Raw genomic sequence first — 13,935 nt, forward strand, 5'->3', positions numbered from 1 at the left:
TCAGCGGATCAGCAGGCCCCAGCCCGAGAGGAGCTGTTCGGCCTGCTCGCGTGAGATGATCGCGCCGCGGAACAGCGCGGCATCCTCGAGGGTCAGGCCGCCGAGGTCCGCACCACGCAAGTCCGCGCCCGCAAAGCGCGAGCCCTTGAGGTTCGCCTCGCGCAGGCTGCAGCCTTCGAACACGGTCGAGCGGAAGTCGCACTTGGTAAGGTCGGCCTGAGCCAGATCGACGCGGCGCAGCGTTTCCTTGCGGAATGACAGGCCCGACAGCCGCGCATTGACCAGCAGGACTTCATCGAACGTGAAGCTCGTGCCACGCGCGGAGTCGAAATCCGCACCGGTCATGCGCGTGCCGGTGAACTTGGCTGAGTCGATATTGGCGCGGCGGAAAACCGCGTTGTTGAGGTCGCACCCGGTGAAGGCCGCCTCGCTCAGGTCTGCCGCCCCGAAATTGGCAAACGCGCCGCGGCACGATTGCCAGCTCGTACCCGTAAGCGTCGCCTTCGACAGATCGGCATGACGCAAGCTGCAGCGATCGAACGTCCAGCCCGACAAGTCGAGCCCGGAAAGGTCGGCCTCGTCGAGATCGCAAGCGATCAGACGGGCGGGCGCCCCGCACAGGCTCTCGATGTCGGTGCGGGCAAGGCTGCGGTCGGCAAGTTCGGTCAGGCTCATCGCTGTGGCATAAGCGTGGGCGCGATCGCAAGCCAGCGAACTCGGGCCTTGTTGCGGACACGTTGCGGCCCTAAAGCGCGCGCCAGCCTATCGTACGGGATCTCGAGCACAATGACCGCAACCCCCAAGACTACCGACATGATGCGGCGTGGTGCCGAATTTCTCGGGACCGAGCACGCCATCCTGTGCGGAGCGATGAGCTGGGTTTCGGAACGCAATCTGGTCTCGGCAATCAGCAACGCGGGCGGCTTTGGCGTGATCGCCTGCGGCGCGATGACGCCTGAATTGCTCGACACCGAGATTGCTGCGACCAAGGCGCTGACGACCAAGCCCTTCGGCGTGAACCTGATCACCATGCACCCGATGCTGTTCGATCTGATCGCAGTCTGTGCCAAGCACCAGATCAGCCATGTCGTGCTGGCAGGCGGGATTCCCCCCAAGGGCAGCGTCGAGGCGATCAAGGCGTTCGGCGCCAAGGTTCTGGTTTTCGCGCCGACGCTGGCCTTGGCCAAGAAGCTGCTGCGGTCGGGCGCCGACGCGCTGGTAATCGAAGGCTCGGAAGCCGGCGGGCACATTGGCCCGGTCTCCACCTCGGTGCTGGCACAGGAATTCCTGCCCGCGCTGGCCGATGAGCATATCGTGTTCGTGGCGGGCGGCATCGGCCGGGGCGAGATGATCGCGAGCTATCTCGAAATGGGCGCTTCGGGCGTGCAACTGGGTACGCGCTTTGCCTGCGCCACAGAATCGATCGCGCACCCCGCGTTCAAGGCGGCGTTCTTCCGCGGCAATGCGCGCGATGCCGTGGCCAGCGTGCAAGTCGATCCGCGCCTGCCGGTGATCCCGGTCCGCGCGCTGAAGAACAAGGGTTCCGAAGAGTTCACGGCCAAGCAGATCGAGGTCGCCAAGCGGCTCGACGAGGGCCTTGTCGATATGATTGCGGCGCAGCTCGAGATCGAGCATTTCTGGGCGGGCGCCCTGCGCCGCGCAGTGATTGAGGGCGATGTCGAGCGCGGTTCGGTCATGGCCGGACAGTCGGTCGGCATGGTGACGAAGGAAGAGCCGGTGGCCGAGATCATCGCGCAATTGATGGCCGAGAGCGAGGACGCCCTCACCCGCCGCTGATCGATCCCCCAACGGAGTTCCCCTGCATGACGCATCGCGCTTCGTTCGGGATCGTGTTCGCGATCGTGATGATCGACATGCTCGGGTTCGGCATCGTCGCGCCGGTGATGCCGGGGCTGATCATGCAACTTGCGCGGGTCGATGTCGGCACCGCGGCGGAATACGCCGGCTGGCTGGGCGCGGGCTACGCGCTGATGCAGTTCGTGTTCGCACCGATCATCGGCAACCTGTCGGACCGCTACGGGCGCAGGCCGGTATTGCTCGCCGCCGTATTGATGCTGGGCCTCGATTACCTGTTGCAGGCGATGGCGCCCCAATTCTGGTGGCTGGTGATCGGGCGCTTGCTGGCGGGCGTTACCGGCGCAAGCTTTTCCGCCGCTTATGCCTACATTGCCGACGTTACCCCGCCCGAAAAACGCGCGGCGAACTTCGGGATGATTGGGCTGGCTTTCGGCTTCGGGTTTGTCGTCGGGCCAGCGCTAGGCGGCCTGCTCGGCTCGATCAGCCCGCGTCTGCCGTTCTATGCGGCCGCCGCTCTGGCGCTGACCAACTTCGTGTTCGGACTGGTCTTCCTCAAGGAATCGCTGGGCCGGGAAAACCGCCGTCCGTTCGACTGGCGCAAGGCCAACGCGGTCTCCACGCTCAAGGCCTTGCGCGGGCAAAGCCCGACCGTGCTGTGGTTCGTTGCAGCGCTCGGCATGTGGCAGCTGGCGCATGTCGTTTACCCTGCGGTGTGGTCGTTCTTCGCGATTGCCGCTTACGGCTTCACCGTCCGCGATGTCGGGCTGGCGCTGGCAGTGGTCGGCCTGACCAGTGCGCTCGTTCAGGGCGTCGGCCTGCGCCTGGCCTTGCCCAAGCTGGGCGAGCGGCGCGCGGTGCTGTTGGGCGTTGCGGGGCTATGCGCATCGGCCGTGCTCTACAACGTCGCGCACACCCACTGGCAGGTCTATCTGGCGATTGCGGTCGGGTCGTTGCAGGGCTTCGTGCAGCCACCCATTGCCGCGTTCAACAGCCGCGCGGTCGATGCGCGCAGCCAAGGCGAATTGCAGGGCGCGGTGACCTCGATCGGCAGCATCGCGGCGATTGTCGGGCCACCGCTCTATACGCAGGCACTGGCGCGCTTCAGCGGGCCGAACGCGATCATCGATCTGCCGGGCATGCCCATGCTGCTGTCGGCGGCAATTTCATTGATCACGCTGGCGCTGTTCTGGAAGGGCGCGTCATTGCTCACCCGCGAAACGGGCGGCGCGGCGCTGAACGCAGGTCAACCCTCCAGCTCGACATCCCAGTAGAGCCAGTCGCGCCAGGTTTCGTGCAGGTAGTTGGGCGGAAACGCGCGCCCGCGTTCCTGCAATTGCCATGAGGTCGGGCGGATCGCGCGGCTCATCAGCTTCATCCGCGCCTGCTCAGGGGTGCGGCCACCCTTGCGCAGATTACACGGCGCGCAGGCCGCCGCGACGTTCTCCCACGAGGTGCGCCCACCCAGACGGCGCGGGACGATGTGATCGAAGGTCAGCTGTTCGAGACTGCCGCAATACTGGCACTGGAAGCCGTCGCGCAGGAACAGGTTGAAGCGGGTGAAGGCGGGATATTCGCTCGGCCGCACATACTGGCGCAGCGCGATGACCGAGGGCAGCTTCATGCCAAAGCCGGGGCTGTGTACCTCGCGGTCATAGGTATCGATGATGTCGACACGCTCAAGGAACACCGCCTTCACCGCCGTTTGCCACGGCCACAGGCTGAGCGGGTAATAGCTGAGCGGGGTGTAATCGGCATTCAAGACAAGCGCGGGGCAATTTGATAGATGGCGATCATTGCCCAACACATGGTTCAGCGCGGCGCCATCGCCGCTATGGGGCTTGGCCGAAGCCGCCCGCTCGATCAGCGCCTTATGCAGCACGTCCTGTTCCGGTCCCTGCATGACGGGGCGGGCCCGCCTTCGCAGGGGCAGTCATGGCCGAGCCGGGTGACCGCAGTGTTACGCATGAGCAGCAAACAACACCCGTGCGAGTCCTCCGTCAAGGGGAAAGCCCTCAGGATTTCCACAGCCTGTTCAAGGCCGAGCGGTTAGAACGCGTAGGCAGTGACCAGATCGGTCAACAGGTCGCGCCCGGTCATGACCGACTTGACATAGACCCGCTCGTTCAACCCATGCGTGCCGCCGCCGTCGGGATTGCCGAACAGCCCGGGCGGGCCGTAGCTGGGAATGCCCACGGCTGACAGGAACACGCCATCGGTTGCGCCGGTGGACATCACCGGCACCAGCGGCACACCGGGATAGTACTTGGCCACCAGCTTTTCGGCTGGCCCGAGGATCGCGGGATTGAGCGGCGGAGCCTTGGCCTCGGGACCGCGATTGTCGGTGCGCACGACAGTCATCTTCGGATCGGCGATCACGCTTTCGAGCGTCTTGCGCACGTCCTCTGCAGAGACGCCGGGGAAGATGCGGCAGTTGATGTTGGCACCCGCGCGCTGTGGCAGCGCGTTGTTGGCGTGGCCGCCGTCGAGCAGCGTGGCGACGCATGTGGTGCGCAGCATCGAGTGGAACGAGCGGTCGGTGTTGAGCGTGGCTTCGGCAGCCTTGTCGACAGGGTTAGCGGCAATTGCGACCATCGCCTTGCCCATCGCATCGCCGCGTGCGGCGCCTGCCTTGGAAAAATAGGCGCGCGTGGTATCATTGAGCATCAGCGGGAAATCGAAATCGCGGATGCGCGCGAGTGCATCGGACAACTCGTAAATCGCATTGTCCTTGATCGGGGCGGAGCTGTGCCCGCCAGGGTTGGTCGCCTCGACCCGGTAGTTGACGGGGGTCTTTTCGCCGACATGCATTGTCTGGACGACGACGCGACCACCCTGCTCCAGCGGCTTGTCGGTCCGTCCGCTGCCGCCTTCGTTAAGCGCGAATTCGGCGTCGATCAGATTGCGGCGGTTCTCGGACAGCCACTTCGCGCCGTTGAACGCGGTGCTGGTTTCCTCGCCGCAAGTCAGCGCCAGCTTGATCGTGCGCTTCGGGACCTTCCCCGCCATGCGCCAGCGCATCAGCATGTCGACCCAGATCGCGTCCATCGCCTTCATATCGGCAACGCCGCGCCCGTAGAAATAACCGCCTTCCTCGATGAAGGTGTAGGGATCGCGGGTCCAGTCCTCGCGCTTGGCGACGACCACGTCGAGGTGACCGAGCAGGAGGATCGGCTTTGCGGTCTTTGACGTGCCGGGCAGGACCGCGACGATGCCGCCCTCCTTGGGCGCTTCGGGCACGGCGAAACGATGGATCTCGGCGTCGGTAAACCCCGCCTTACGCAAGTGACCTTCGATCTTGTCGGCGAGCGCGGTGCAGCTGCCTGTCGTGATCGATGTGTCGGTCTCGACCATCTCCTTGTAGAGCGCGCGATAAGCCAGTTGATCGGGCCGCAGCGGCGTTTCTGCCGCTATCGCAGCAGCCATTGGCACCACCATCGGGATAAGCGTGGCGAGAAGTTTGCGCATGGTCGTGACGGCCCCCGGAGCAAATGCGTGTGCGCTTATCGTGCGCCAGCCTCGCCTCGTGCGCAAACGCCTTTTCCGGGATATCGCGGCCTGTGCAAAACAGGCCGGAATAGCTTGGGTTTTTGCCCTTTCGTGCCTATGTGCAAACGATGGCCAGTACGAACGAAAACATCCCCAACGCCAATGCTTATGGCGCCGATTCTATCAAGGTGCTGAAGGGTCTCGACGCGGTGCGCAAGCGCCCCGGCATGTACATCGGCGATACCGACGACGGGTCGGGTCTTCACCACATGGTGTTCGAGGTTTCGGACAACGCGATCGACGAGGCTTTGGCCGGGCATTGCGATCTCGTGCTGATCGAATTGAACCCCGATGGCTCGGTTTCGGTCGAGGACAACGGGCGCGGCATTCCTACCGGAATCCATTCGGAGGAAGGCGTTTCGGCTGCCGAAGTGATCATGACCCAGCTCCATGCTGGCGGAAAGTTCGAGAACACCTCGGACGACAACGCCTATAAGGTCTCGGGCGGTCTCCACGGCGTCGGCGTGTCGGTGGTCAACGCGCTGTCCGAATGGCTCGAACTGACGATCTGGCGCGATGGTCAGGAGCACTGGATGAAGTTCGCCCACGGCGATGCGGTCTCGCCGCTGATCGTGCGCGGACCTGCGCCTGAAGGCAAGAAGGGCACGCGCGTGACTTTCCTTGCCAGCACCGAGACGTTCAAGAACGTGCTCGAGTTCGACTTCGACAAGCTCGAGCATCGCTATCGTGAACTGGCCTTCCTCAATTCCGGCGTGCGCATTCTGCTGCGCGACAAGCGGCACGAGGAGATCAAGGAGCACGATCTCTATTACGAGGGCGGCATCGCGGCGTTCGTGAAGTATCTCGATCGCAACAAGCAGCCGCTGATGCCCGAACCGATCTCGATCAGCGCAAGCCGGGACGGCATCGGCATCGACGTGGCGCTGCAGTGGAACGACAGCTACTACGAAAACGTCCTGACCTTCACCAACAACATTCCGCAGCGCGATGGCGGCACGCACCTTGCCGCATTCCGCGCCGCGCTGACGCGCACGCTCAACGGCTATGCCGAGCGGTCGGGGATGCTCAAGAAGGAAAAGGTCACGCTGTCGGGCGACGACATGCGCGAAGGCCTGACCGCGATCGTCTCGGTCAAGCTGCCCGACCCGAAATTCTCCTCGCAGACCAAGGACAAGCTGGTCTCCTCCGAAGTGCGCCAGCCCTTGGAAAGCCTGATGGCCGACAAGATGAGCGAATGGCTGGAGGAAAACCCCGGCCACGCCAAGTCGGTGATCCTCAAGGTGATTGACGCTGCCGCCGCGCGCGAAGCTGCCCGCCGTGCCCGCGAACTGACCCGCCGCAAGGGCGCGATGGACATCGCCAGCCTGCCGGGCAAGCTGGCCGACTGTCAGGAGCGCGATCCTTCGAAGTGCGAACTGTTCCTGGTCGAGGGTGATTCGGCAGGCGGCAGCGCCAAGCAGGGTCGTGACCGCAAGATCCAGGCGATCCTGCCGCTCAAGGGCAAGATCCTCAACGTGGAGCGCGCACGGTTCGACCGGATCATCGGTTCGAAGGAAGTCGGCACGCTGATTCAGGCGATGGGCACTGGCATCCGCGATGAATTCAACCTCGAAAAGCTGCGCTATCACAAGATCGTGATCATGACCGACGCCGACGTCGACGGCGCGCATATCCGCACGCTGCTGCTTACGTTCTTCCACCGCCAGATGCCCGACATCATTCGGGCAGGGCATTTGTTCATCGCGCAGCCGCCGCTCTACAAGGTCGCCAAGGGCCGCAGCGAGGTCTACCTCAAGGACAACGCCGCGCTCGATCGTTATCTGCTCGAAGCAGGGCTCTCTGGCCGCGTGCTGGAGACGGTCGGCGGTGCGCGCAGCGGGCCTGACCTCGAAAGTCTGGTCGAACACGCGCTGCGCATGCGCAACCTGATGGCCTTCGTGCCGCGCCGCTACAATCCTGCGATCATCGAGGCGCTGGCGCTGGCCGGCGCGCTGGAACCGGACATCTCGGCAGACGTGCGCGCAGAGGCTCTGTCGCGCACGACGCGCTGGCTCGACCGCGGCGATACCGAGGCGCGCTGGCTGGTCGAGATGGCCGAGGAAGGTGGCTACCACATCCGCCGCGTGTGGCGCGGGGTGACCGACCATCACGTGATCGAAGCCGGGTTCCTTGTCAGTGCCGAAGCGCGCAAGCTGGCCAAACTGGCGGCAGAACACGCCGAAGTCTATTCGGGCGTCGCGCGTCTGGTGCGCGGGACAACCGCTGCGCCCGAACCCGAGCCGATCGTGTCCGGCGAAGAGGAGCCGGACACCGATGCACCTGCTGCCGCTCCGGTGACGCAGGCCAAGGACGCGATCACGCGGCCTTCGGAACTGCTCGAGACGGTGTTTGCTGGCGGCCGCAAGGGTCTGTCGATCCAGCGCTACAAGGGCCTTGGCGAGATGAACGCCGATCAGCTGTGGGAAACCACGCTTGACCCCGAAGTGCGCACGCTGCTGCAGGTCAAGGTCGAGGATGCCGACGTAACCGACGAGATCTTCACCCGCCTGATGGGCGACGTGGTCGAACCACGCCGCGAATTCATTCAGGAAAATGCGCTCAACGTGGCCAATCTGGACGTTTGATCTTGGCATTCACCGACGAGATTCCGTGGGATCAGCCCGCGACCATGATCGACCTTGAGGGCCGCGTTCCGATCATCGGCACGATCCGCGACTGCACGCTGCACTATGGCCTGTACAAGCCGCACGCGCGCGACAACGCGCGGATCCTGCTGACCCAGCCGATCCACCGCGAAGGCCGCGCCACGCGGACATGGTTGCTCGACCCGTCGGAAATCACCGAACTGGCCGAGCGGCTGACGCGCGAGACGAATTAGCGCTTCAGCGCGGCTTCCCACTCGTCTTCCTTGAAACCAACCAGCAAACCACCGGGGTATTCGACGATCGGGCGCTTGATTGCCGAGTTGTTTTCCGCAAGCACTTCTTCAGCCCCGGTCTGCCCGAGCGCGATTTTCTGCGCGTCATCCAGCTTGCGGTAGGTGGTCCCCGCCTTGTTGACGACCTTGGTCAGCCCGACCTTCGCTATCCACGCAGTAATCCGCGCTGGGCCGATCCCTTGCTTCTTGTAGTCGTGGAAGCTGTAGGCAATGCCATTGGCCTCAAGCCACTTGCGCGCCTTCTTGACCGTGTCGCAGTTGGGGATGCCGTAGACGGTGATGCTCATGGATTTTGCCTGTCGAAGTGGTGGATGCGCGAGGGCGTGCCCGCGTAGAGGGTGTAGCTTTCGTAGTATTCTGCGCGGCCTTTGGCTTGCACTTCTGCGTGCTCGGCGACGCGTCGCCAACCGAGGGCTGCAGCTTCGTCAGCCCATTCGGACAGGGCGATGACCTCGCCGTCTTCGGCGGTATAGCTCTTGAAGCTGCGGAAGCCCGGTTGCTGGCGAGCGAGTTGCTCCATCGCCTGCGCATCGGCGGCATAGGCGGCGGCATCGATGTCGGCGCGTTTGCGGTTGCGGAAGACGACGAGGTACACTGGGTGAGCTTAGCGCGTGGGGCCACCACCCCCAACCCCCTCCTCTAAAGAAGAGGGGGCTTTTTGTTGTGCGCGCCTTCTCCCCCTCCCCTTCAGAGGAGGGGGCCGGGGGGTGGTGCTGCGACAGTGGACTTTTGGCCCGCATTGCGACATTGCGCCCCCATGAGCCTGAACAGTTTCGGTCACGTGTTCCGTTTCACCACCTGGGGCGAAAGCCACGGGCCGGCGCTGGGCGCCGTGGTCGACGGATGTCCTCCGGGACTGGCGCTGTCCGAAGCGGACCTCCAGCCGTTCCTCGACGCGCGCCGCCCAGGGCAATCGCGCTTTACCACGCAGCGGCAGGAGCCCGATCAGGTCCGCATCCTGTCGGGCGTGTTCGAGGGCAAGACGACCGGCACCCCGATCAGCCTGATGATCGAAAACGTCGACCAGCGCTCCAAGGACTATGGCGATGTCGCCAAGGCCTATCGTCCCGGTCATGCCGACTATGCCTATGACGCCAAGTACGGCTTTCGCGACTATCGCGGCGGCGGGCGCTCCTCGGCGCGCGAGACGGCGGCGCGGGTGGCGGCAGGGGGCGTGGCGCGGCTGGTGATCCCCGAGGTCACGATCATCGGATACGTTAGCGCCATCGGCGGCGATGCCATCGATATGGCGAAGTTCGACGCTGCGCAGATCGCAGCCAATCCGTTCTTCTGCCCTGATGCACAAGCCGCCGTGCGCTGGGAAAAGCTGGTGGACGATGCGCGCAAGTCCGGCTCGTCATTGGGCGCGGTGGTCGAATGCGTTGCGACCGGCGTTCCAGCAGGCTGGGGGGCGCCGCTCTATGCCAAGCTCGATGCCGAACTTGCCCATGCGATGATGGGGATCAACGCGGTCAAGGGCATTGAAATCGGCGACGGCTTTGCCGCTGCCGCCAATACCGGCGAAGGCAATGCCGATCCGATGCGGCCCGGTGCTGGCGCGCCACAGTTCACCGCCAACCATGCGGGCGGTATCGCGGGCGGCATCTCGACCGGTCAGCCGGTGGTCGTGCGCGTGGCGTTCAAGCCGACCTCGTCGATCCTCACGCCGATGCCGACGATTACGCGGGGGGGCGAGGCAACCGAGCTGTTTACCAAGGGTCGCCACGACCCCTGCGTCGGCATTCGCGGCGTTCCGGTGGTCGAGGCGATGATGGCACTGGTGCTGGCCGACCAGAAGATGCTGCACCGGGCGCAATGTGGCGGTTGAGGTACTTGTGAAAGGTCGTTAGTCTCAGCCGTAACAATATTGCGGGAGCATCGATTTTGGCCAAGCGCCTGACACTCTACATCGTCATCGGCATGGTGCTCGGCATTCTCGTCGGCTTTGCGCTCAACACCAGTTACCCGGCAGGCGATCCACGGCTGGCGCAGATCGCCGACTACCTGAAACTGCTGCCCGACATCTTTCTGCATCTGATCAAGATGATCATCGCACCGCTGATTCTGGCGACACTGGTCGCGGGGATCGCAGGGATGGGCGACAGCGCCGCTCTCGGGCGCATCGGTGGACGGGCTCTGGCGTGGTTCATCACCGCCAGCCTGATCTCGATCAGCTTGGGGCTGGTGCTGGTCAACCTGTTCAAGCCGGGCGTCGGCCTCGAATTCACCGCAGCAGGCGATGTCGGGGAGCTGGCGACGGCGGACTTCACGCTGCGCCACTTCGTGCTCGAAATCTTCCCGACCAGCGCGCTGGACGCGATGGCCAACAACAACGTGCTGCAGATCCTAGTGTTCTCGCTGTTCGCAGGCGTCGCGCTCTCGGCCATCGGCGAGACGGGCGCGCCGATCGTGCGCGGGTGCGAGGCTCTGGCCAAGCTGATGCTGCAGATCACCGACTATGTGATGCGCTTTGCGCCGTTCGCGGTGTTCGGCGCGCTGGCGGCGGTGATCGCCACGCGCGGCCTCGGGATCATCATCACCTACGGCGTGTTCGTGTCCGAGTTCTACTTTGGCCTGCTGATCCTGTGGACGATCCTGCTGGGATTGGGCGCGATCTTCCTCAAGGGCCGGATCTTCTTGCTCGCCCGCTATATCCGCGAGCCGCTGCTGCTCGCATTCTCGACCGCGAGTTCGGAATCTGCGCTGCCCAAGCTGTTCGAACAGCTCGATCGGTTCGGCGTGCCGCGCCGCATCTCGGGCTTCGTGCTGCCACTGGGCTACAGCTTCAATCTTGACGGTTCGATGATGTACACCAGCTTTGCAACGATCTTCATCGCGCAGGCTTATGGGATCGAGCTGTCTGCGGGCCAGCAGATCGCGATGCTGCTGACGCTGATGGTCACGTCCAAGGGCATCGCCGGTGTGCCCCGCGCCAGCCTCGTGGTGATCGCCGCAACGCTGACCCAGTTCGGGTTGCCGCTGGAAGGCATCGCACTGCTGCTCGGCGTCGACACCTTCCTCGACATGGGCCGCACCGCAACCAACGTTGTGGGCAACGCGGTGGCGACCTCGGTCATCACCAAGTGGGAAGGCATGCTGCAACCGCCGATGGACCCCGACGCCGAGCCACCGCATGCGCCCGCGCACACGGCAGCCGATGGGCGTGCGGGGTTGAACCTGGATCCGGTGAACTTCGAGAGGTGACCCTCGGCTTCCATACTCCCTGCGTCATCCCCGCGCAGGCGGGGATCCAGAGTCCACTCACCGCACTGGATCCCCGCCTGCGCGGGGATGACGGAATGGCCGATGTCAGGGTGTGCCGGAGCGCTATCGCCCCTACTTGACCAGTTCCACCGGCGTGAATTGGCCAAGTCCGCACGAACCGCGATTGATCGGGCCGCTGCCACCAGTGTTGGCGATCACCGTGATGATATCGACGTTGCACAGCTGAGTCAGCGACGTGGCGTAGGAAAATGCGCGTTCGAAGCCGAGACTGTTGCAGCGGTTGGGCAGAGTGTTGCGGTACCAGCGATTGCCGTTGGTGCGAAAGTCGATGGTCCAGTCGTCGCGCACCCGGCTTTCACGGATCGACTGAAGCGGCAGGCAGCTGACCGGTGTGCCCACAACGCGAACAGCCGGGACATCTTTGCTCTGGCCAGATCCGGCGCGCTGGTCGCTGGCTGGCGCGGCACAGCTGGCCAGTGCGGCAGCGGAAAGCAGTAGGATCGAAGTCATGCGTTTCATGTCATGCTCTCCTTGCTTCGGGCCGCTGCCTTCTTGATGGCTGCGGCCGGTTTGGCCCCCTTGTCCAGCACCTTGGGCTTGTACTCGCAAAGGTCAACCACGCCGCAGTGCCAGCATTCGGGCGTGCGCGCCTTGCACACGTAGCGCCCGTGCAGGATCAGCCAGTGGTGCGCGCCCACGCGAAATGGCTGCGGCACTTTCTTCTCCAGCCCCTTCTCCACCGCCAGCGGTGTCTTGCCCTTGGCCAGACCCGTGCGGTTGCCGACGCGGAAGATGTGCGTGTCGACCGCAAAGGTTTCGGCCCCGAACGCACAATTCATCACGACATTGGCGGTTTTGCGCCCGACGCCGGGCAGTTCGGTCAGGAGGTCGCGATCGGCGGGGACTTCTCCGCCGTGCCGGTCCACCAGAATCCGAGCCATCGCCATCACGTTCTTGGCCTTCGAATTGAACAGGCCGATGGTCTTGATGTGCGCCTTCAGGCCATCCTCGCCCAGGTCGAGCATATCCTGCGGATGCTTGACCTGCGCAAACAGCAACCTCGTCGCCTTGTTCACGCCGACGTCGGTAGACTGCGCGGACAGCGTGACCGCCACCAGCAGCTGGTACACGTTGCCGTATTCCAGCTCGGTCTCGGGCGAGGGGTTGGCTTCGGCCAGACGGCGGAAGAACTCGAAGATCGCGGCGCGGTTCATCGTGCCGCCGCTGGCTGCCCGGATTGATGCTGCGCCTTCCACTCCATCGCCCGCAACACGCGCCGCTCGACCGAGGGATGGGTGTAGAACAACGCTTCTTCGATCGGGTGTGGCCGCGGATAGCGGTACTCGGCGGTTTTGAGCAGTGCGGAGGCCATCGCATCGGGCAGGCCGACGTGCTCCATCGAATAGGCGTCGGCCTCTGTCTCCGCCGCGCGCGAGAAGGCGTTGAGCACAGGGTTGGCAAGGAACCCCGCAATCGCCGCCAGCACCATGAATACCGGCAGGCCTACCGGATCGCCCAGTGTGGCCCTACTGCCCATCGCCGCAGCGACACGAGGGAACAGGCGGTCGATCGCGAACAGGACCAGCACCGCCAGCAACGGCAGCAGGATCACCTGCCGCCAGATATGGCCGAGCTGATAGTGGCCGGCTTCATGGCCGGTGACCGCACGCACTTCATCGAGCGAAGCCGACTTCATCGCGACGTCCGAGATCGCGATGCGCGCGGCCGGGCCGATGCCCGACACGTTGGCCGTAAAACGGTCCGACTGGCGCGAGCCATCGTAGAGAAAAATGCGGTCGTGCGGGATGCCGACGTCGTCCGCGATCTGTTCGAGCGACGCTCGCACCGGCCCTGCGGGGACCGGGATGTAGGTATTGAACAGAGGCTCTATCAGGGGCGGTCCCGCCAGCAGCATGATCACGGCCACCACACCGGCAAAGGCCCCACCCCACGCCCACCAGCGCTTTCCGGCACGACGGATCAGTGCGTAGACGCCGACCAGAAAAAGCGAGCCTAACACTGCTCCGATCGCCGTCGAAAGCGCCATCTGGCTGAGGAAATCGCCCAGCGGTTGATCGGAAAGACCATACGACCGTTCGCGGCTCCAGTCGGTCCAGATCGTCCATGGCAGGGTAATCAAAGCTTCGACGATGAAGAAGGTAAAGCACACCGCGAAAGTCGCCAGAAAGCGCTTCCGGCCCAAGACCTTGCCTGCAACACGATCGAGCACGCGGCTGCGCACGATCAGCCAGGCGACGAGCAGGGTGACGCCAAGGCCGATAACCAACAGCACCTCGTTGCCCCGGGTGTAAGCCGCTGCCTTCTCCAACTGCTCGGCGCCAAGGCTGTCCACCAACCGCGTGGCTTCTGCTACCGGATCGATCATCTTCCCCATCCCCAATACTCAGCACTGACACTACAGTGCGGGATGCGTGAAGCAATCGGTC

General features: G+C 64.2%; 14 protein-coding genes. 6 read left to right on the plus strand and 8 right to left on the minus strand.

Features of this window, described 5'->3' with window-relative positions:
• On the minus strand, positions 1-675 hold the full coding sequence (locus GGQ88_RS04805; protein WP_183612010.1) for a pentapeptide repeat-containing protein: 675 nt from the start codon (positions 673-675) through the stop codon (positions 1-3).
• A gap of 111 nt (positions 676-786) precedes the next feature.
• Here GGQ88_RS04805 and GGQ88_RS04810 point away from each other — a divergent pair, with 111 nt between their 5' ends.
• Both GGQ88_RS04810 and GGQ88_RS04815 read left to right on the plus strand, forming a co-directional pair.
• A complete protein-coding gene (locus tag GGQ88_RS04810) occupies positions 787-1,797 on the plus strand; it encodes an NAD(P)H-dependent flavin oxidoreductase (protein WP_183612011.1) in 1,011 nt (336 codons plus the stop codon).
• Positions 1,798-1,823: 26 nt separating this feature from the next.
• The gene (locus tag GGQ88_RS04815) at positions 1,824-3,089 is read left to right on the plus strand and encodes a TCR/Tet family MFS transporter (protein ID WP_183612012.1); all 1,266 of its coding nucleotides are present in this window, start codon (positions 1,824-1,826) and stop codon (positions 3,087-3,089) included.
• Here GGQ88_RS04815 and GGQ88_RS04820 read toward each other — a convergent pair.
• Positions 3,062-3,697, minus strand: a complete 636-nt coding sequence (locus tag GGQ88_RS04820; protein WP_343057116.1) for an HNH endonuclease — start codon at positions 3,695-3,697, stop codon at positions 3,062-3,064. The two genes, GGQ88_RS04815 and GGQ88_RS04820, sit on opposite strands and share 28 nt — an antisense overlap.
• A gap of 167 nt (positions 3,698-3,864) precedes the next feature.
• Positions 3,865-5,283: a M20/M25/M40 family metallo-hydrolase gene (locus GGQ88_RS04825; protein WP_183612013.1), complete on the minus strand. Its 1,419-nt coding sequence runs from the start codon at positions 5,281-5,283 to the stop codon at positions 3,865-3,867.
• A gap of 149 nt (positions 5,284-5,432) precedes the next feature.
• Between GGQ88_RS04825 and gyrB the strand changes: the two genes are divergently transcribed.
• Positions 5,433-7,949, plus strand: a complete 2,517-nt coding sequence (gyrB, locus tag GGQ88_RS04830) for a DNA topoisomerase (ATP-hydrolyzing) subunit B (RefSeq protein WP_183612014.1) — start codon at positions 5,433-5,435, stop codon at positions 7,947-7,949.
• Positions 7,950-7,993: 44 nt separating this feature from the next.
• The gene (locus tag GGQ88_RS04835) at positions 7,994-8,203 is read left to right on the plus strand and encodes a hypothetical protein (protein ID WP_183612440.1); all 210 of its coding nucleotides are present in this window, start codon (positions 7,994-7,996) and stop codon (positions 8,201-8,203) included.
• On the opposite strand, the gene GGQ88_RS04840 is transcribed toward GGQ88_RS04835, so the two are convergent.
• Positions 8,200-8,550, minus strand: coding sequence for an arsenate reductase (locus GGQ88_RS04840; RefSeq protein ID WP_183612015.1), 351 nt, complete (start codon positions 8,548-8,550; stop codon positions 8,200-8,202). The genes GGQ88_RS04835 and GGQ88_RS04840 overlap by 4 nt on opposite strands.
• Entirely contained in the window at positions 8,547-8,858 is a 312-nt protein-coding gene (locus tag GGQ88_RS04845) for an antibiotic biosynthesis monooxygenase (protein ID WP_183612016.1), read from the minus strand. The genes GGQ88_RS04840 and GGQ88_RS04845 overlap by 4 nt, the downstream gene beginning before the upstream one ends.
• Positions 8,859-9,020: 162 nt before the next feature.
• Between GGQ88_RS04845 and aroC the strand changes: the two genes are divergently transcribed.
• The gene (gene aroC, locus GGQ88_RS04850; RefSeq protein ID WP_183612017.1) at positions 9,021-10,091 is read left to right on the plus strand and encodes a chorismate synthase; all 1,071 of its coding nucleotides are present in this window, start codon (positions 9,021-9,023) and stop codon (positions 10,089-10,091) included.
• 56 nt (positions 10,092-10,147) lie between these two features.
• On the plus strand, positions 10,148-11,467 hold the full coding sequence (locus GGQ88_RS04855; RefSeq protein ID WP_183612018.1) for a dicarboxylate/amino acid:cation symporter: 1,320 nt from the start codon (positions 10,148-10,150) through the stop codon (positions 11,465-11,467).
• A 132-nt stretch (positions 11,468-11,599) separates the two neighbouring features.
• On the opposite strand, the gene GGQ88_RS04860 is transcribed toward GGQ88_RS04855, so the two are convergent.
• The 3 genes from GGQ88_RS04860 to GGQ88_RS04870 are packed head-to-tail and all read right to left on the minus strand — an operon-like array spanning position 11,600 to position 13,874.
• Complete coding sequence (locus GGQ88_RS04860) at positions 11,600-12,007, minus strand: hypothetical protein (protein WP_183612019.1); 408 nt, start codon at positions 12,005-12,007, stop codon at positions 11,600-11,602.
• On the minus strand, positions 12,004-12,702 hold the full coding sequence (nth, locus tag GGQ88_RS04865; RefSeq protein WP_183612441.1) for an endonuclease III: 699 nt from the start codon (positions 12,700-12,702) through the stop codon (positions 12,004-12,006). Before nth ends, GGQ88_RS04860 begins: the two co-directional genes overlap by 4 nt.
• A complete protein-coding gene (locus tag GGQ88_RS04870) occupies positions 12,699-13,874 on the minus strand; it encodes a M48 family metallopeptidase (RefSeq protein ID WP_183612020.1) in 1,176 nt (391 codons plus the stop codon). The genes nth and GGQ88_RS04870 overlap by 4 nt, the downstream gene beginning before the upstream one ends.
• Positions 13,875-13,935: the final 61 nt, after the last annotated feature.

Origin of the sequence: Novosphingobium hassiacum (genome assembly GCF_014196055.1) — a bacterium.
GTDB classification, from domain to species: domain Bacteria; phylum Pseudomonadota; class Alphaproteobacteria; order Sphingomonadales; family Sphingomonadaceae; genus Novosphingobium; species Novosphingobium hassiacum.